This is a genomic window from Microbacterium algihabitans (assembly GCF_032464975.1).
Classification (GTDB): domain Bacteria; phylum Actinomycetota; class Actinomycetes; order Actinomycetales; family Microbacteriaceae; genus Microbacterium; species Microbacterium algihabitans.
This window is the reverse complement of the sequence record NZ_JAWDIU010000001.1, coordinates 649570-666652: the sequence shown is the minus strand read 5'-3', so window position 1 is coordinate 666652 and position 17083 is coordinate 649570. Positions and strand designations below refer to the sequence as shown.

The 17083-nt window shown below is 66.6% G+C and carries 30 protein-coding genes; all 30 read left to right on the top strand.

Features of this window, described 5'->3' with window-relative positions:
- On the top strand, positions 1 to 663 hold the full coding sequence (rplD, locus tag RWH43_RS03210; RefSeq protein WP_144829726.1) for a 50S ribosomal protein L4: 663 nt from the start codon (positions 1 to 3) through the stop codon (positions 661 to 663).
- Positions 660 to 959: a 50S ribosomal protein L23 gene (gene rplW / locus RWH43_RS03205; RefSeq protein WP_144829723.1), complete on the top strand. Its 300-nt coding sequence runs from the start codon at positions 660 to 662 to the stop codon at positions 957 to 959. Before rplD ends, rplW begins: the two co-directional genes overlap by 4 nt.
- A gap of 24 nt (positions 960 to 983) precedes the next feature.
- Complete coding sequence (rplB, locus tag RWH43_RS03200) at positions 984 to 1823, top strand: 50S ribosomal protein L2 (RefSeq protein WP_013584012.1); 840 nt, start codon at positions 984 to 986, stop codon at positions 1821 to 1823.
- Positions 1824 to 1835: 12 nt separating this feature from the next.
- Entirely contained in the window at positions 1836 to 2117 is a 282-nt protein-coding gene (rpsS, locus tag RWH43_RS03195; RefSeq protein ID WP_013584011.1) for a 30S ribosomal protein S19, read from the top strand.
- Between the two features lie 22 nt (positions 2118 to 2139).
- A complete protein-coding gene (rplV, locus tag RWH43_RS03190) occupies positions 2140 to 2538 on the top strand; it encodes a 50S ribosomal protein L22 (RefSeq protein WP_013584010.1) in 399 nt (132 codons plus the stop codon).
- Positions 2538 to 3296, top strand: a complete 759-nt coding sequence (gene rpsC, locus RWH43_RS03185) for a 30S ribosomal protein S3 (protein WP_058230882.1) — start codon at positions 2538 to 2540, stop codon at positions 3294 to 3296. Before rplV ends, rpsC begins: the two co-directional genes overlap by 1 nt.
- Positions 3296 to 3715: a 50S ribosomal protein L16 gene (gene rplP, locus RWH43_RS03180; protein WP_013584008.1), complete on the top strand. Its 420-nt coding sequence runs from the start codon at positions 3296 to 3298 to the stop codon at positions 3713 to 3715. Before rpsC ends, rplP begins: the two co-directional genes overlap by 1 nt.
- Complete coding sequence (gene rpmC, locus RWH43_RS03175) at positions 3715 to 4026, top strand: 50S ribosomal protein L29 (protein WP_144829719.1); 312 nt, start codon at positions 3715 to 3717, stop codon at positions 4024 to 4026. Before rplP ends, rpmC begins: the two co-directional genes overlap by 1 nt.
- Positions 4026 to 4352, top strand: coding sequence for a 30S ribosomal protein S17 (gene rpsQ / locus RWH43_RS03170; RefSeq protein WP_144829716.1), 327 nt, complete (start codon positions 4026 to 4028; stop codon positions 4350 to 4352). The genes rpmC and rpsQ overlap by 1 nt, the downstream gene beginning before the upstream one ends.
- A gap of 35 nt (positions 4353 to 4387) precedes the next feature.
- Positions 4388 to 4756 (top strand): 50S ribosomal protein L14, encoded by a 369-nt coding sequence (gene rplN / locus RWH43_RS03165; RefSeq protein ID WP_013584005.1) that lies wholly within the window; start codon positions 4388 to 4390, stop codon positions 4754 to 4756.
- A gap of 2 nt (positions 4757 to 4758) precedes the next feature.
- Entirely contained in the window at positions 4759 to 5118 is a 360-nt protein-coding gene (rplX, locus tag RWH43_RS03160) for a 50S ribosomal protein L24 (protein ID WP_094736303.1), read from the top strand.
- A 2-nt stretch (positions 5119 to 5120) separates the two neighbouring features.
- The gene (gene rplE, locus RWH43_RS03155) at positions 5121 to 5711 is read left to right on the top strand and encodes a 50S ribosomal protein L5 (protein WP_144829713.1); all 591 of its coding nucleotides are present in this window, start codon (positions 5121 to 5123) and stop codon (positions 5709 to 5711) included.
- 93 nt (positions 5712 to 5804) lie between these two features.
- Positions 5805 to 6203, top strand: a complete 399-nt coding sequence (gene rpsH, locus RWH43_RS03150; protein ID WP_094736305.1) for a 30S ribosomal protein S8 — start codon at positions 5805 to 5807, stop codon at positions 6201 to 6203.
- Between the two features lie 6 nt (positions 6204 to 6209).
- Positions 6210 to 6746 (top strand): 50S ribosomal protein L6, encoded by a 537-nt coding sequence (gene rplF, locus RWH43_RS03145; RefSeq protein ID WP_144829709.1) that lies wholly within the window; start codon positions 6210 to 6212, stop codon positions 6744 to 6746.
- 2 nt (positions 6747 to 6748) lie between these two features.
- The gene (gene rplR / locus RWH43_RS03140) at positions 6749 to 7108 is read left to right on the top strand and encodes a 50S ribosomal protein L18 (protein ID WP_056226271.1); all 360 of its coding nucleotides are present in this window, start codon (positions 6749 to 6751) and stop codon (positions 7106 to 7108) included.
- Positions 7105 to 7788 (top strand): 30S ribosomal protein S5, encoded by a 684-nt coding sequence (rpsE, locus tag RWH43_RS03135; RefSeq protein WP_144829707.1) that lies wholly within the window; start codon positions 7105 to 7107, stop codon positions 7786 to 7788. Before rplR ends, rpsE begins: the two co-directional genes overlap by 4 nt.
- Positions 7788 to 7973 (top strand): 50S ribosomal protein L30, encoded by a 186-nt coding sequence (gene rpmD / locus RWH43_RS03130; RefSeq protein ID WP_013583998.1) that lies wholly within the window; start codon positions 7788 to 7790, stop codon positions 7971 to 7973. Before rpsE ends, rpmD begins: the two co-directional genes overlap by 1 nt.
- Complete coding sequence (gene rplO, locus RWH43_RS03125) at positions 7973 to 8506, top strand: 50S ribosomal protein L15 (protein WP_144829702.1); 534 nt, start codon at positions 7973 to 7975, stop codon at positions 8504 to 8506. Before rpmD ends, rplO begins: the two co-directional genes overlap by 1 nt.
- Before the next feature lie 109 nt (positions 8507 to 8615).
- Positions 8616 to 9938 carry a preprotein translocase subunit SecY gene (gene secY, locus RWH43_RS03120; protein WP_076673717.1) on the top strand — a complete coding sequence of 441 codons (1323 nt, stop codon included), beginning with the start codon at positions 8616 to 8618 and terminating at the stop codon, positions 9936 to 9938.
- Positions 9935 to 10531, top strand: coding sequence for an adenylate kinase (locus tag RWH43_RS03115; protein ID WP_316000644.1), 597 nt, complete (start codon positions 9935 to 9937; stop codon positions 10529 to 10531). The genes secY and RWH43_RS03115 overlap by 4 nt, the downstream gene beginning before the upstream one ends.
- A 1-nt stretch (position 10532) precedes the next feature.
- On the top strand, positions 10533 to 11372 hold the full coding sequence (gene map, locus RWH43_RS03110) for a type I methionyl aminopeptidase (protein ID WP_316000643.1): 840 nt from the start codon (positions 10533 to 10535) through the stop codon (positions 11370 to 11372).
- Positions 11372 to 12076 carry a DsbA family protein gene (locus RWH43_RS03105; RefSeq protein WP_144829693.1) on the top strand — a complete coding sequence of 235 codons (705 nt, stop codon included), beginning with the start codon at positions 11372 to 11374 and terminating at the stop codon, positions 12074 to 12076. Before map ends, RWH43_RS03105 begins: the two co-directional genes overlap by 1 nt.
- 141 nt (positions 12077 to 12217) lie before the next feature.
- Complete coding sequence (gene infA / locus RWH43_RS03100) at positions 12218 to 12439, top strand: translation initiation factor IF-1 (protein ID WP_013583992.1); 222 nt, start codon at positions 12218 to 12220, stop codon at positions 12437 to 12439.
- 60 nt (positions 12440 to 12499) lie between these two features.
- Positions 12500 to 12616: a 50S ribosomal protein L36 gene (gene rpmJ, locus RWH43_RS03095; RefSeq protein WP_005050492.1), complete on the top strand. Its 117-nt coding sequence runs from the start codon at positions 12500 to 12502 to the stop codon at positions 12614 to 12616.
- 142 nt (positions 12617 to 12758) lie between these two features.
- Positions 12759 to 13133 (top strand): 30S ribosomal protein S13, encoded by a 375-nt coding sequence (rpsM, locus tag RWH43_RS03090; protein ID WP_056226287.1) that lies wholly within the window; start codon positions 12759 to 12761, stop codon positions 13131 to 13133.
- Between the two features lie 36 nt (positions 13134 to 13169).
- A complete protein-coding gene (rpsK, locus tag RWH43_RS03085) occupies positions 13170 to 13568 on the top strand; it encodes a 30S ribosomal protein S11 (RefSeq protein WP_013583990.1) in 399 nt (132 codons plus the stop codon).
- A gap of 178 nt (positions 13569 to 13746) precedes the next feature.
- Positions 13747 to 14736 (top strand): DNA-directed RNA polymerase subunit alpha, encoded by a 990-nt coding sequence (locus RWH43_RS03080; protein ID WP_058230893.1) that lies wholly within the window; start codon positions 13747 to 13749, stop codon positions 14734 to 14736.
- A 41-nt stretch (positions 14737 to 14777) separates the two neighbouring features.
- Complete coding sequence (rplQ, locus tag RWH43_RS03075; protein ID WP_154096186.1) at positions 14778 to 15341, top strand: 50S ribosomal protein L17; 564 nt, start codon at positions 14778 to 14780, stop codon at positions 15339 to 15341.
- Positions 15342 to 15427: 86 nt separating this feature from the next.
- A complete protein-coding gene (gene truA, locus RWH43_RS03070) occupies positions 15428 to 16285 on the top strand; it encodes a tRNA pseudouridine(38-40) synthase TruA (RefSeq protein WP_316000642.1) in 858 nt (285 codons plus the stop codon).
- A 91-nt stretch (positions 16286 to 16376) separates the two neighbouring features.
- Positions 16377 to 17072 carry an endonuclease/exonuclease/phosphatase family protein gene (locus tag RWH43_RS03065; RefSeq protein ID WP_316000641.1) on the top strand — a complete coding sequence of 232 codons (696 nt, stop codon included), beginning with the start codon at positions 16377 to 16379 and terminating at the stop codon, positions 17070 to 17072.
- The last annotated feature ends 11 nt before the right edge of the window (positions 17073 to 17083 follow it).

The following is a 17083-nucleotide window of genomic DNA, read 5'->3' as shown; positions in this document are numbered from 1 at the left end:
ATGGCTGACTCGACTCTCGCGCTCGACGTCGTGAAGGCAGACGGCAAAAAGGCAGGCTCCGTCGAGCTGCCCGCCGCTCTCTTCGACGTCAAGACGAACATCCCCCTCATCCACCAGGTCGTCGTGGCGCAGCGCGCCGCGGCTCGCCAGGGCACGCACTCGACCAAGCGTCGTGGCGAGGTCTCGGGTGCCGGCCGCAAGCCCTTCAAGCAGAAGGGCACCGGTAACGCCCGTCAGGGTTCGATCCGCGCGCCGCACATGACCGGTGGTGGCATCGTCCACGGCCCCAAGCCCCGCGACTACAGCCAGCGCACCCCCAAGAAGATGATCGCCGCCGCCCTCCTGGGTGCGCTCAGCGACCGTGCTCGTGGCCAGCGTCTGCACATCGTCGACAGCTTCGCGATCGAGGGTGCGCCTTCGACCAAGGCTGCCGCCGCCGCGCTGAAGGCCTTCGGTGCCGTGAAGAACGTCCTCGTGGTCATCGACCGCGACGACGAGCTCACGATCAAGAGCGTGCGCAACCTCGCGTACGTCCACGTGCTGACCGTCGGCCAGCTGAACACCTACGACGTGCTCGTCTCCGACGACATCGTCTTCACCAAGGCCGCCTACGACGCGTTCGTCGCGTCGAAGGCTGCGGCCACCGAGGAGGTCTCGGCATGACCGCCGTCAACAAGGACCCGCGCGACATCATCCTGAAGCCGGTCGTCTCCGAGAAGAGCTACTCGCTCATCGACGAGGGCAAGTACACCTTCCTGGTGGACCCCCGTTCGTCGAAGACCGAGATCAAGCTCGCGATCGAGAAGATCTTCGGCGTCAAGGTGGCTTCGGTCAACACGATCAACCGCGTGGGCAAGGCCCGTCGCACCCGCTTCGGCATCGGCAAGCGCAAGGACACCAAGCGCGCCATCGTGTCGCTCAAGTCGGGCACCATCGACATCTTCACGTCTGTCGGCTGACGGTCGGGATAGAGGACAACAACAATGGCTATTCGCAAGTACAAGCCCACGACCCCCGGTCGCCGCGGCTCGTCGGTGGCCGACTTCGCCGAGATCACCCGATCGACGCCCGAGAAGTCGCTGCTGCGCCCGCTGTCGAAGACCGGTGGCCGCAACAACCAGGGCCGCATCACCACGCGTCACATCGGTGGTGGCCACAAGCGTCAGTACCGTCTGATCGACTTCCGTCGTAACGACAAGGACGGCATCGACGCCAAGGTCGCTCACATCGAGTACGACCCCAACCGCACCGCGCGCATCGCGCTGCTGCACTACGCGGACGGCGAGAAGCGCTACATCCTCGCTCCCGCGAAGCTGTCGCAGGGCGACGTCGTCGAGTCGGGTGCCGGCGCTGACATCAAGCCGGGCAACAACCTGCCGCTGCGCAACATCCCCACCGGTACCGTGATCCACGCGATCGAGCTCCGCCCCGGTGGCGGCGCGAAGATGGCCCGTTCGGCCGGCGCCTCGGTGCGTCTGGTCGCGAAGGACGGCCCTTACGCGCAGCTGCGTCTGCCCTCTGGCGAGATCCGCAACGTCGACGTGCGCTGCCGCGCCACGATCGGCGAGGTCGGCAACGCCGAGCAGTCGAACATCAACTGGGGCAAGGCCGGCCGCATGCGCTGGAAGGGCGTCCGCCCGACCGTGCGTGGTGTCGCCATGAACCCGGTCGACCACCCGCACGGTGGTGGTGAGGGTAAGACCTCCGGTGGTCGTCACCCTGTTTCGCCGTGGGGTAAGGCCGAGGGCCGCACCCGCCACGCGAACAAGGAGAGCGACAAGCTCATCGTCCGCCGTCGCACCGCCGGCAAGAAGCGCAAGTAGGAGTAGAGGAAGATGCCTCGCAGCCTTAAGAAGGGCCCCTTCGTCGACGAGCACCTGCTTCGCAAGGTCGTCTCGCAGAACGAAGCCGGTTCGAAGAACGTCATCAAGACCTGGTCGCGCCGTTCGATGATCATCCCCGCCATGCTGGGACACACCATCGCCGTGCACGACGGTCGCAAGCACATCCCCGTGTTCGTGACCGAGACCATGGTCGGCCACAAGCTGGGCGAGTTCTCGCCCACCCGCACCTTCCGCGGCCACGTGAAGGACGACAAGAAGGGCCGTCGCCGTTAAGGCGACCGAGGAGGAGAGAGAAATGGTGGAGTCCATCGCACGTGTGCGACACATCCGCGTGACCCCTCAGAAGGCTCGTCGCGTCGTCGCGCTCATCAAGGGCAAGCAGGCCGAAGAGGCCCTCGCGATCCTGAAGTTCGCGCCGCAGGGCGCGAGCGAGCCGATCTACAAGCTCGTCGCCTCGGCGATCGCGAACGCTCGCGTCACCGCCGACAAGACGAACGAATACCTGGATGACGCCGACCTGTACGTGAAGAACGCGTACGTCGACGAGGGCACGACGCTCAAGCGTTTCCAGCCCCGCGCTCAGGGTCGCGCCTTCCAGATCAAGAAGCGCACGAGCCACATCACGGTCGTGCTCGCGACGCCCGAGACCGCTGAGGCGGCCCCGGCTCGCGCCAACAAGAAGGCGAGCAAGTAATGGGACAGAAGGTCAACCCGTACGGCTTCCGCCTCGGCATCACCACCGACCACGTGTCGCGGTGGTTCTCGGACTCGACGAAGCCCGGTCAGCGTTACGCCGACTACCTCGCCGAGGACATCAAGATCCGTCGCCTGCTGACCACCTCGCTCGACCGCGCCGGTGTCAGCAACATCGAGATCGAGCGCACGCGTGACCGCGTTCGCGTCGACATCCACACCGCCCGTCCGGGCATCGTGATCGGTCGCCGCGGCGCCGAGGCCGAGCGCATCCGCGCCGACCTCGAGAAGCTCACCGGCAAGCAGATCCAGCTGAACATCCTCGAGGTCAAGAACCCCGAGGCTGACGCTCAGCTGGTCGCGCAGGGTGTCGCCGAGCAGCTGTCTGCTCGCGTGGCGTTCCGTCGCGCGATGCGCAAGGGTCTGCAGGGCGCGCAGCGCGCCGGCGCCAAGGGTGTCCGCATCCAGGTGTCCGGCCGTCTCGGCGGCGCCGAGATGAGCCGCTCGGAGTTCTACCGCGAAGGCCGTGTGCCCCTGCACACGCTCCGCGCGAACATCGACTACGGCTTCTACGAGGCCAAGACGACCTTCGGCCGCATCGGCGTGAAGGTCTGGATCTACAAGGGCGACCTCACCAACAAGGAGCTCGCCCGCGAGCAGGCCAACGCGCCGAAGTCGCGCGGTCGTGACGACCGCGGTGGCGACCGTCGTCGTGGCCCGCGCAACGAGGCCCCCGTGGCAGAAGGAGCGTCGGCGTAATGCTCATCCCCCGCAAGGTCAAGTACCGCAAGCAGCACCACCCCGGTCGCTCGGGCCAGGCCACCGGTGGCACCACGGTGTCGTTCGGTGAGTTCGGCATCCAGGCGCTGACCCCCGCTTACGTGACCAACCGTCAGATCGAGTCCGCTCGTATCGCCATGACGCGTCACATCAAGCGTGGTGGAAAGGTGTGGATCAACATCTACCCCGACCGTCCCCTCACCAAGAAGCCCGCCGAAACCCGCATGGGTTCCGGTAAGGGTTCCCCCGAGTGGTGGGTCGCGAACGTCAAGCCGGGCCGCGTCCTCTTCGAGGTCGCGGGTGTGAACGAGGAACTCGCTCGCGAAGCACTGACCCGTGCCATTCACAAGCTGCCCCTGAAGGCACGCATCATCAAGCGCGAGGAGGGCGACGCGTAATGGCGATCGGCACCAAGCAGCTCGCTCCGAGCGAGCTCGACACGTTCGAAGACCAGCGCCTCGTCGAGGAGCTGCGCAAGGCCAAGGAAGAGCTGTTCAACCTGCGCTTCCAGTCGGCCACCGGCCAGCTCGAGAGCCACGGTCGCATCCGTGCAGTCAAGCGCGACATCGCGCGTCTGTACACCGTGATCCGTGAGCGCGAGCTCGGCATCCGCGCCACCCCGGCCCCGGTCGAGGCGACGAAGGCGAAGAAGAGCAAGGCGAAGAAGGCGGATGCCGCTGACGACGCCACGAAGGAAGAGGCGGAGTAATGGCTACCGCGAAGAAGGCCGAGGCGCAGGTCGCCGGCCACGAGCACGCCGAGAACGACGTCCGTGACGAGAACGCCCGCGGTTACCGCAAGGCGCGTCGTGGATACGTGGTCAGCGACAAGATGGACAAGACGATCGTCGTCGAGGTCGAGGACCGCGTGAAGCACCCGCTCTACGGCAAGGTCATCCGTCGCACCTCGAAGGTCAAGGCGCACGACGAGTCCAACTCGGCGGGCATCGGCGACCTCGTCGTCATCAACGAGACCCGTCCGCTGAGCGCCACCAAGCGCTGGCGCCTGGTCGAGATCCTCGAGAAGGCCAAGTAAGCCTCGCGGCTTACTTGGAATCCAAGGAGTAAACAGTGATTCAGAACGAATCCCGGCTGAAGGTCGCCGACAACACCGGCGCCAAGGAGCTGCTCACCATCCGCGTGCTCGGCGGCTCCAACCGCCGTTACGCCGGCCTGGGCGACGTCATCGTCGCCACGGTCAAGGACGCGATCCCGGGTGGAAACGTCAAGAAGGGCGACGTAGTCAAGGCCGTCGTCGTCCGTGTCGTCAAGCAGACCCGCCGTCCCGACGGCTCGTACATCAAGTTCGACGAGAACGCCGCCGTGATCCTGAAGAACGACGGGGAGCCCCGCGGCACCCGTATCTTCGGACCGGTCGGTCGTGAGCTTCGTGACAAGAAGTTCATGAAGATCGTCTCGCTCGCCCCGGAGGTCATCTGATCATGGCGAAAATCAAAAAGGGCGACCTGGTTCAGGTCATCTCGGGTGCCAAGCCCGAGCGTGGCGGAGACCGCGGCAAGCAGGGCAAGGTCCTCGAGGTCTTGACCGAGCAGAACCGCGTCATCGTCGAAGGCGTGAACTACGTCACCAAGCACAACCGCGTGGGCCAGTCCCAGCGCGGTACGAAGACCGGTGGCATCGAGACCTTCGAGGCCCCGATCCACATCTCCAACGTCGCGCTCGTCGACCCCTCGACCAAGAAGCCGACCCGTGTCGGTCACCGTGTCGAGGAGCAGGTGAAGGACGGCGTCAAGCGCACCGTCCGCGTGCGCTTCGCGAAGAAGTCAGGCAAGGACCTCTGAACATGAGCACCGTGACTGCCGCGGAGGCTGGCAAGATCCAGCCCCGCCTGAAGCAGAAGTACAACGCCGAGATCAAGAAGGCGCTGCAGGACGAGTTCGGCTACGAGAACGTCATGCAGATCCCCGGCCTGGTCAAGGTCGTCGTGAACACCGGTGTCGGCGAGGCTGCTCGTGACAGCAAGGTGATCGATGGTGCGGTCGACGACCTCACCAAGATCACCGGTCAGAAGCCCGTCGTCACGAAGGCCCGCAAGTCCATCGCGCAGTTCAAGCTGCGCGAGGGGCAGGCCATCGGCGCACACGTCACCCTCCGTGGCGACCGTGCGTGGGAGTTCGTCGACCGTCTGGTGAACCTTGCACTGCCCCGCATCCGCGACTTCCGCGGTCTGTCGGCCAAGCAGTTCGACGGCAACGGCAACTACACCTTCGGTCTCCAGGAGCAGTCCGTGTTCCACGAGATCGATCAGGACCGCATCGACCGCGTGCGTGGTTTCGACATCACGATCGTCACCACCGCCAAAACCGACGACGAGGGTCGCTCGCTGCTCCGCCAGCTCGGCTTCCCCTTCCAGTCGGCCGACGCGCAGGCCTGACCCTTCGGGCCCCCGGGGTTTCCGGGGGCCCGTCATCGAAGGTCGGCTGTCGTGTAACGGCAGCCGAAACCTCATGAAAGAAAGAAGCAAGACATGACGATGACAGACCCGGTCGCAGACATGCTGACCCGTCTGCGCAACGCGAACTCGGCGCACCACGACTCCGTGTCGATGCCGAGCTCGAAGCTCAAGACCAACATCGCCGCCATCCTCAAGCAGGAGGGTTACATCGCCGACTGGAACGTCGAAGACGCCCGCGTCGGCCAGACCCTCAACATGACGCTGAAGTACGGCCCGAACCGCGAGCGGTCCATCGCCGGCATCAAGCGCGTGTCGAAGCCCGGCCTTCGCGTATACGCGAAGTCGACCGAGGTCCCCACGGTCCTCGGTGGCCTCGGCGTCGCCATCCTTTCCACCTCCTCCGGTCTCCTCACGGACCGTCAGGCCGAGCAGAAGGGCGTCGGCGGGGAAGTCCTCGCCTACGTGTGGTGATCTGACATGTCGCGTATTGGACGTCTTCCCATCGACATCCCCGCCGGAGTCACCGTCTCGGTGAACGGTCGGGAGGTCAACGTCAAGGGCCCCAAGGGCGAGCTCGCGCTCACCGTTGCGCAGCCCCTCGAGGTCGCGGTCGAAGAGAACCAGGTTCTCGTCACCCGCCCCGACGACGAGCGCGAGTCGCGGTCGCTCCACGGCCTGACCCGCACTCTCATCAACAACAACATCATCGGTGTCACCCAGGGCTACTCCAAGGGCCTCGAGGTCGTCGGTACGGGTTACCGCGTGGCGCAGAAGGGCAGCTCGATCGAGTTCGCCCTCGGCTTCTCGCACCCCGTCCTCATCGAGCCGCCCGCCGGCATCACCCTCACGGTCGAAGGCAACAACAAGGTCACCGTGAGCGGCATCGACAAGCAGGCCGTCGGCGAGGCCGCCGCCAACATCCGCAAGATCCGCAAGCCCGAGCCGTACAAGGGCAAGGGTGTGCGGTACGCGGGCGAGGTCGTGCGCCGCAAGGCCGGAAAGAGTGGTAAGTAGCCATGGCTGTCAAGACAAAGTCCGTAGCCCGCTCGCGTCGCCACCTGCGTCTTCGCAAGAAGATCGTCGGCACCGAGCTGCGCCCCCGCCTCGTGGTGACGCGTTCCGCCCGCCACGTGTTCGTCCAGGTCGTGGACGACAGCAAGGGCCACACCGTGGCCTCCGCTTCCACCCTCGAGACCGACCTGCGCGGTTTCGACGGTGACAAGACCGCCAAGGCCCGCAAGGTCGGCGAGCTCGTCGCCGAGCGTGCGAAGGCCGCCGGTGTGTCCGACGTCGTGTTCGACCGTGGCGGCAACCGCTACGCCGGCCGCGTCGCCGCGATCGCCGACGGAGCTCGCGAAGGAGGGCTGAACCTGTGAGTGACAACAAGGAGACCGAAGTGACCACCGAGCAGACTGCACCGGCTGAGGGTGCGGCTGCGGCTCAGGCCCCCGCCGAGCGTGAGCGCGAGCCGCGTCGCGGTGGTCGCGAGCGCAACACCAACCAGCGCGACCGTGGTTCGCGCGACCGCAACGAGAGCCAGTTCCTCGAGCGCGTCGTGACGATCAACCGCGTGTCGAAGGTGGTCAAGGGTGGCCGTCGCTTCAGCTTCACGGCGCTCGTCGTCGTGGGCGATGGCAACGGCGTCGTGGGTGTCGGTTACGGCAAGGCCCGCGAAGTCCCCCTCGCCATCTCGAAGGGTGTCGAAGAGGCCAAGCGCAACTTCTTCCGCGTCCCCCGCTCGGGCTCGACCATTCCCCACCCCGTCCAAGGTGAGGCCGCTGCCGGTGTGGTGCTCCTGCGCCCCGCCGCCGCCGGTACCGGTGTTATCGCCGGTGGTCCCGTCCGCGCCGTCCTCGAGTGCGCCGGCATCCACGATGTCCTCTCGAAGTCGCTCGGTTCGTCGAACACGATCAACATCGTGCACGCGACCGTCGCGGCTCTGAAGTCGCTCGAGGAGCCCCGTGCCGTGGCCGCCCGCCGTGGCCTGGAGTTCGACCAGGTCGCCCCGGCCCGCCTCGTGCGCGCCGAGGCCGCCGCCCAGAAGGTAGGTGCCTGATGGCCGAGCGTCTGAAGGTCACGCAGATCAAGTCCAAGGTGAGCGAGAAGCAGAACCAGCGTGACACGCTGCGTTCACTCGGTCTCAAGCGGATCGGCGACTCTGTCGTCCGTCCCGACGACGCGCAGACGCGCGGTTACGTCAAGACCGTCGCCCACCTCGTCAAGGTTGAGGAGATCGACTAATGGCTGCCAAGAAGGACGAGACCGCCACGGTCGACGCCCCGAAGAAGGCAACGGCCCGTAAGACGGCCGCCAAGAAGGAAGCCCCCGCGGCGCGCCCCGGCGTGCTGAAGGTCCACCACCTGCGTCCCGTCCCGGGTGCTCACACCGCCAAGACCCGCGTGGGTCGCGGTGAGGGCTCGAAGGGTAAGACGGCTGGTCGCGGTACCAAGGGAACCAAGGCCCGTTACCAGGTCCGGGTCGGCTTCGAGGGTGGGCAGATGCCGCTGCACATGCGCACCCCGAAGCTCCGCGGCTTCAAGAACCCGTTCCGCGTCGAGTACCAGGTCGTGAACCTGGAGAAGCTCGCCGAGCTCTACCCGCAGGGTGGCGACGTGACCGTCGCCGACCTCGTGGCCAAGGGCGCCGTCCGCAAGAACGAGAAGGTCAAGGTGCTCGGCACCGGCGACATCTCGGTCGCGCTGACCGTTTCGGTCGACAAGGTCTCCGGCTCCGCTGAGCAGAAGATCGTCGCCGCAGGCGGCTCCGTCAACTGACGCCCGACCCCGAAGGGGCCGGCGGCCTTCCGGCCGTCGGCCCCTTCTGGGTTAGTCTGATTTGGTGTGCGCCCCGTCGCGCGCCGAGATCGTTCTGGAGGATTCTCCCTTGTTCAGCGCCATCGCGCGGGTTTTCCGCACGCCCGACCTGAGGCGGAAGATCGCCTTCACGCTGGGCATCATCGCCATCTACCGGCTGGGTGCCCACGTGCCGACGCCCTTCGTCGACTTCCCCAACGTTCAGCAGTGTCTGAACCAGTCGGGTGGGACCGAGGGCCTTCTCTCCCTGGTCAACCTGTTCTCGGGCGGCGCGCTCCTGCAGCTGTCGATCTTCGCACTGGGTGTGATGCCGTACATCACGGCGACCATCATCGTGCAGCTGCTGCGCGTGGTCATCCCGCACTTCGAGACGCTGTACAAAGAGGGCCAGGCCGGTCAGGCCAAGCTCACCCAGTACACCCGCTACCTGACCATCGCTCTCGCGCTCCTGCAGTCGACGACTCTCGTCACCGTGGCGCGGTCGGGTCAGCTCTTCGGCTCGGCCGGAGTGCCCGAGTGCCAGCAGCTGCTCACGAACGACATCTGGTGGGCGCAGCTGCTCATGATCATCACGATGACCGCCGGTACCGGCCTGGTCATGTGGTTCGCCGAGCTGGTCACCGAGCGCGGTGTCGGCAACGGCATGTCGATCCTCATCTTCACCTCCATCGCCGCCACGTTCCCCGGCGCGATGATCTCGATTCTCAACGCCCGTGGCGTCGAGGTCTTCCTCCTCGTGCTCGCGGTCAGCATCGTCATCGTCGCCCTGGTGGTGTTCGTCGAGCAGTCGCAGCGTCGCATTCCCGTGCAGTACGCCAAGCGCATGGTCGGACGCCGTACGTACGGCGGTACGAACACCTACATCCCTATCAAGGTCAACATGGCCGGTGTCGTGCCCGTCATCTTCGCCTCGTCGCTGCTGTACATCCCCGCCCTGATCGCGCAGTTCAACCAGCCGCAGGCCGGCCAGGAGCCCGCACCCTGGGTCACCTGGATCTCGCAGTACCTGACGCGCGGCGACCACCCGCTGTACATGCTGATCTACTTCCTGCTGATCATCGGGTTCGCCTACTTCTACGTCGCGATCACGTTCAACCCGGTCGACGTCGCCGACAACATGAAGAAGTACGGCGGGTTCATCCCCGGCATCCGCGCGGGTCGCCCGACGGCCGAGTACCTCGACTACGTGCTCACCCGCATCACGCTGCCCGGCTCGATCTACCTCGGCCTGATCGCCCTCCTGCCTCTGGTTGCCCTGGCGACCGTGGGGGCCAACCAGAACTTCCCGTTCGGCGGAGCGTCGATCCTCATCATCGTGGGTGTCGGTCTCGAGACGGTGAAGCAGATCGACGCGCAACTCCAGCAGCGTCACTACGAAGGGCTGCTGCGATGACCGCGCGTCTTCTGATCGTGGGCCCGCAGGGCTCGGGCAAGGGAACCCAGGGCGTCCGCGTCGGGGAGTCCCTCGGTATCCCTGTCGTCTCCACGGGCGACGTCTTCCGTGCCAACGTCAAGGACGGCACCGAGCTCGGCCTCCAGGTGAAGTCGATCATCGACGCGGGCGATCTCGTTCCTGATGAGCTGACCAGCGCTGTCGTGCGCGACCGCCTCTCGCAGGAGGACGCCGCCGACGGCTTCCTCCTCGACGGGTACCCCCGCAACCTCGCTCAGGTGATGCATCTCGACGAGTTCCTCGAGGGCCGCGACGAGGCGCTCGACGCCGTCATCGCCCTCGTCGTACCGCGCGAGGAGTCGCTGTCGCGTCTCACCGCCCGTGCCGCGGAGCAGGGCCGCGCCGACGACACCGAAGAGGCCATCGCGATCCGCCTCGGCATCTACGAGCGTGAGACGGCGCCGATCCTCGACGTGTACGGCACGCGCGGCATCGTCGATGAGATCGACGGTGTCGGCAGCCTCGACGAGGTCACCGCCCGCATCTTCGCGGCGCTCGAGGCGCGCGGCATCATCGCCACGCCGGCTGCCTGACGTGGTGTTGCGCTCCTCCATCTACAAGAAGCCCGCCCAGCTGCGGTCGATGATCGAGCCGGGGCTCATGACGGCCGACATGCTAGCCGCGGTCCGCGCGATGATCGAGCCGGGCGTGACCACGCTCCAACTCGACGCCGAGGCCGCGCGGGTACTCGGCAGCCGCGGCGCGAAGTCGAATTTTCAGATGGTGCGCGGCTACCGGCACACGATCTGCGCGTCGGTGAACGAGCAGGTGGTGCACGGGATCCCCAACGAGCGCCCCCTGCGAGCGGGCGACATCCTCTCGATCGACGCCGGCGCGGAGTTCCGCGGATGGAACGGCGACTCGGCGTTCACCGTGATCGTGCCGGGCGAAGCATCCGAAGAGTTGGTGGCGCCGCGTCGCCGCCTCTCGGAGGTCACCGAGGGGTCGCTCTGGGCGGGTATCGCCGCGCTCAGCCGCGCCTCACATCTCGCCGAGGTGGGGGCAGCGATCCAGGAGTACATCGACGACAACGCCCCCGCCGGCGGGTACGGCATCCTGCGCGACTACGTCGGGCACGGCATCGGCCGCAAGATGCACGAGTCGCCGAGCGTGTTCAACTACGCCGTCGACGACCTGGGTCCCGAAGTGCGCCCCGGTCTCGCCGTGGCGATCGAGCCGATGGTGGTCATCGGCGATCAGGCGACTCAGGTCGAAGGCGACGGGTGGACCGTCACGACGATCGACGGTACGGCCGGCTCCCACTGGGAACATAGTGTCGCCGTGCATGATGGAGGCATCTGGGTGCTGACCGCGCACGATGGCGGAGCCGAGAAACTCGCGCCGTTCGGCGTGGTGCCGAAGGAGATCGACTGATGATGATGGCCGCTGTGCGGAAGTCCACCAACTGGTTCGCGATCGGAGTCACGGCCGCCGCGGTCGTGGTGGTGTTGATCGTCGGCGGAGTGGTGTGGTTCGCCAACAGCCAGGTGGGATCGCCGGGGACTCTGCCCCAGTCCTCGGCCGTCAACACCGAGACCGGTGCGATCGCGGTGGGCACGGGCCCGAAGACGGTCGACACCTACATCGACTTCATGTGCCCCATCTGCAACCAGTTCGAGCAGAGCTACGGCCCCACGCTCGACCAGCTGGTGGCGGACGACCAGATCACGCTCAACATCCACCCGATCTCGATCCTCGACCGGGCTTCGCAGGGAACCCAGTACTCGACGCGGTCCGCATCGGCTGCGTACTGCGTGGCCGTCGACGACCCGGCGAACGTCCCGGCGTTCGTGAAGGCCCTCTACGCGCAGCAGCCGTCGGAGAACACCGCCGGGCTCGACGACGCGACTCTGGCCTCGATCGCGACCTCGGCGGGTGCATCGGATGCCGTGACTTCCTGCATCAACGACGGAACCTACGAGAAGTTCGTGACGGCGATGACGCAGAAGACGCCTGTGCAGCCGGGGCAGAGCGGCATCGCGACCCCGACGATCGCCGTCGACGGAACCGTGCTGTCGAACCAGAACGATCTGACCGGTGACCCGAAGAAGGACATCGTCGCCCGCCTCGACGGCTGACGACACTCCCGGCGAGTTGCCGGGTCAAGCGATACCACGTATGCTTGATCTTTGGTGCGTTGCGCCTTCATTGGCGTGTCGAAGCACCGAATCCCCATCCACCGCAGACCGGCCGGTCTGCAACTGAGCGTGAGCGAGTTTATGGCGAAGAAAGACGGTGTCATCGAGATCGAGGGCACGGTGTCCGAAGCACTGCCCAACGCGATGTTCCGTGTCGAGCTGACGAACGGGCACAAAGTGCTCGCGACCATCTCGGGCAAGATGCGACAGAACTACATCCGCATCATCCCCGAGGACCGCGTCGTCGTCGAACTGAGCCCTTACGACCTCACCCGCGGTCGTATCGTCTACCGCTACCGCTGAGTCCGGCCGAGAAGTAACGAGCCGCTCCCGCGGCCTCGAAGACAGCGAAACAGGAACATCATGAAGGTCAACCCCTCCGTCAAGCCCATCTGCGACCACTGCAAGGTGATCCGTCGTCACGGGCGCGTGATGGTGATCTGCAAGAGCAACCCGCGCCACAAGCAGCGCCAGGGCTGAGCTTCCAGCTCCACACCTTTCCAACTGAATACACATCGGCAGGATCAGATCCCGTTCGCTGACGCGGACGGGGGACACCTCGGGTCGGAGGCCCGAGCACCGATCCTGCTCCACACCTCCACGACACTCTGAGGAGAGCCGCATGGCACGTCTCGCCGGCGTCGACATCCCGCGCGACAAGCGCGTGGTGATCGCACTTACTTACATCTACGGCGTGGGTCGCACCCGCTCCGTCGAGATCCTGAACGCCACTGACATCAGCCAGGACATTCGCGTCAAGGACCTCACCGACGACCAGCTGGTCGCTCTGCGCGACCACATCGAAGGCACCTACAAGGTGGAGGGTGACCTCCGTCGCGAGGTCGCCGCCGACATCCGCCGCAAGGTCGAGATCGGTTCCTACGAGGGCCTGCGCCACCGCCGCGGCCTCCCGGTGCGCGGTCAGCGCACGAAGACGAACGCGCGTACCCGCAAGGGTCCCAAGCGCACCGTCGCCGGCAAGAAGAAGGCGCGCTAAGCCGCGGGCTGAGCGTCAGGATTCAGGAGAACGCACATGGCACAGGCCAAGTCCGCCGCGCGCAAGCCGCGCCGCAAGGAAAAGAAGAACATCGCCGTGGGTCAGGCCCACATCAAGTCGACGTTCAACAACACCATCGTTTCGATCACCGACCCCTCGGGTGCCGTCATCAGCTGGGCTTCGTCCGGCGGTGTCGGGTTCAAGGGCTCGCGCAAGTCGACGCCGTACGCCGCCGGCATGGCCGCGGAGTCGGCCGCTCGCCAGGCGCAGGAGCACGGCGTCAAGAAGGTCGACGTCTTCGTGAAGGGTCCGGGTTCGGGTCGTGAGACCGCGATCCGCTCGCTGACCGCGGCCGGCCTCGAGGTCGGCTCGATCCAGGACGTGACGCCGCAGGCCCACAACGGCTGCCGTCCGCCCAAGCGTCGCCGCGTCTGATGCGTTTCGTTCCCGGGGAGTGCTCGTCACTCCCCGGGAATGCCGCGCTCTCGCGCGATTCAGACTTCCGGATGCCGCGCGCGGCCGTCGAGGCCACGCGGCATCCCGCGAGTACAACTCAACACCTCACCCCATTACACGTGTCATATAGCGGGCACGTGATCGAAAGGAACACATAGTGCTCATCGCACAGCGTCCCACTCTGACCGAGGAGAAGATCGGGGAGTTCCGCAGCCGTTTCGTCATCGAGCCGCTGGAGCCCGGCTTCGGTTACACGATCGGCAACGCGCTGCGTCGCAGCCTCCTGTCGTCGATCCCCGGCGCGGCCGTCACGAGCATCCGCATCGACGGCGTCCTGCACGAGTTCAGCACCATCCCGGGCGTGAAGGAAGACGTCACCGAGATCATCCTGAACATCAAGCAGCTGGTCGTCTCGAGCGAGCGCGACGAGCCCATCACGGCGTACCTGCGCAAGACCGGCGCCGGTGAGGTCACCGCCGCCGACATCTCCGCTCCCGCGGGTGTCGAGGTGCACAACCCCGAGTTGGTCATCGCGACGCTCAACGACACCGCCAAGTTCGAGCTCGAGCTGACGATCGAGCGTGGCCGTGGCTACGTCTCGGCGACCCAGAACCGCAACGAGTACGCCGAGGCCGGTCAGATCCCGATCGACTCGATCTACTCGCCCGTGCTCAAGGTCAGCTACCGCGTCGACGCCACCCGTGCCGGTGAGCGCACCGACTTCGACAAGCTGGTCCTCGACGTCGAGTCGAAGGCCTCGATCGCCCCGCGCGACGCCGTGGCCTCCGCCGGCCGCACCCTCACCGAGCTGTTCGGCCTCGCCCGCGAGCTGAACGTGGAGGCCGAGGGTATCGAGATCGGCCCCGCGCCGGTCGAGACCGTCCTCTCGAACGAGCTGTCGATGCCGATCGAAGACCTGGACCTCTCGGTCCGCTCGTACAACTGCCTCAAGCGCGAGGGCATCAACACCGTCTCGGAGCTGGTCGCCCTTTCGGAGACGCAGCTGATGAACATCCGCAACTTCGGTCAGAAGTCGGTCGACGAGGTGCGCGACAAGCTCACCTCCCTCGGCCTGTCGCTCAAGGACTCGGTGCCCGGCTTCGACGGCGCCCAGTTCTACAGCGGCTACGACGAAGAAACCGTCTGACGCGTCAGACCCGACCGAACCTTTTCCAGGAGTAACACGACATGCCCAAGCCCACGAAGGGTCCCCGCCTCGGAGGCGGCCCGGCCCACGAGCGTCTGCTTCTCGCGAACCTCGCGGCAGCCCTCTACACGCACAAGTCGATCAAGACGACCGAGACGAAGGCCAAGCGCCTCCGTCCGCTCGCTGAGCGCCTCATCACCTTCGCCAAGCGCGGCGACCTGCACGCGCGTCGCCGCGTGCTGGGCGTCATCGGTGACAAAGAGGTCGTGCACACCCTCTTCACCGAGATCGCGCCGCTGGTGGCCGACCGTGAGGGTGGATACACCCGCATCACGAAGGTCGGCAACCGCAAGGGTGACAACGCCCCCATGGCCGTGATCGAGCTCGTTCTCGAGCCCGTCACGAAGAAGGCGTCGAACAAGGCCGCTGCGGCCCCCGCCGCCGCTGCCGCCCCGGCCGCCGCCGAGGAGCCCGCCGCCGACGAGACCGCCGCTGAGGAGACCTCCAACGACGAGGCCGCCGAGGCCGGCGCCGAGTCGCCCGAGGAGGGCGCGGCCGCCGAGGCCGCCGCCGACGACGCCGTCACGGACGACGCCAAGGCCTGAGCCCTCCCGCTCGCACGAAGCCCCCACCCGTCAGGGTGGGGGCTTCGTCGTTCCCGCGCCCCCTCCGACGCTCATAGGCTGGGGGAGTGCGCATCCGTCTCGACATCTCCTACGACGGCACGCACTTCCGCGGGTGGGCGCGGCAGCCGGGTCTGCGAACCGTGCAGGGAGTTCTGGAGGACGCCCTGTCCCGCATCGTCGGAGGGTCGCCGCGGCTCATCGTCGCGGGTCGCACCGACGCCGGCGTGCACGCGTCGGGTCAGGTGGCCCATCTCGACCTCGACGATGCGCAGACGGCTCGCCTTCCGCGACGGCGTCGCGACAACGACGAAGGCGACGCGGTCGCGGCGCTGGCCGGCCGCGTGCGCGGCGTGCTGGGCGCCTATCCCGACGTGACGGTCCGACGCACCTCCACGGCTGCGAAGGGATTCGACGCGCGCTTCTCGGCGGTGTGGCGGCGCTACAGCTACCGACTGGCCGACGCAGCCACCGGGTACGACCCCCTCGACCGCCTTCGCACGACGACGGTGCGCAGCGCGCTGGATCTCGAGGCGATGGATGCCGCCGCCTCGCGTCTCATCGGGCTCCACGATTTCGCGGCGTACTGCAAAGCCCGCGAAGAGGCGACCACCATCCGTACCCTGCTCGAGTACGACTGGCGCAGAGGCGACGACGGGGTGCTGGTCGCGAACGTCCGCGCGGACGCCTTCTGCCACAGCATGGTCCGCGCCCTGGTGGGCGCCTGCGTCGCGGTGGGGGAGGGGCGGATCGCGGTCGAGGACGTCGTTTCGATCCGCGACGCGCGCATGCGCATCCCCGAGACGAAGGTGCTGGCCGCGCGAGGTCTCGTCCTCGCCGAGGTCGGTTATCCGGCGGACGAGCTCCTCGCCTCCCGCGCGGAGCAGACGCGTGCGCGCCGCGACGCAGACGTCGCCGGTTCCTGATCCCCGAGTCGGCGGCATGCGGAATCGCCCGTTGCGGGTGTGTGCAACCCCTCGGCTCGCCCCGAGCCGACGGTCGTAGGCTGTCTTCGCCATGAAGGTCATCTCGTACAACCTCAACAAGCACCGCGCTGCCGGTGAGCTCGTCGCCCTCGTCGAGGCCCACGAGGTCGACGTGCTCTGTCTGCAGGAGTGCTACGCGAACGACATCCCCGCTCAGATCGGTGGTCTGCGCCTCGCGGAGGCGACGCAGCGCAATCGCCTCGGTCTCGCCCTGTACTACCGCGAGAACACCTTCCGTGCGGAAGAGGTGCGTGCGATCGCGCTGAAGAAGTCCCTGCACGACCGTGTGCTGAAACCGGCTGAAGAGCGGATGCTGGGGGTGCGCCTCAGCGACATCGACACGGGTCGCGACGTGATCGTCGCCTCGTTCCACGCGGCGCCCTTGACCGCGCTGAATTCCCTGCGGCGGCATCAGATCCGTACCGCCCTGACCGAATTGCAGAACCTCGGTCCGGGGCTGCCCGCCTTGATGGTCGGCGATTACAACTACCCGGTCTTCAAGGAGAACCTCGGGCAGAAAGTCCGCGACCAGGGATACGAGCTCACGCTGAGCGATGCGCGCACGTACACGAGGTACCGCGTGTTCCGCGGCCACTACGATTTCGCGACGTCGATCGGCTTCGACATCGCCCACATAAAGACCCTCCCGCAGGGGCTGAGCGACCACCTCCCGATCCTCATTACGGCTGAGGTGACGCAAGGGCACCGCGCCCCCGTCGCCGGCTGACGCGCGGGAGA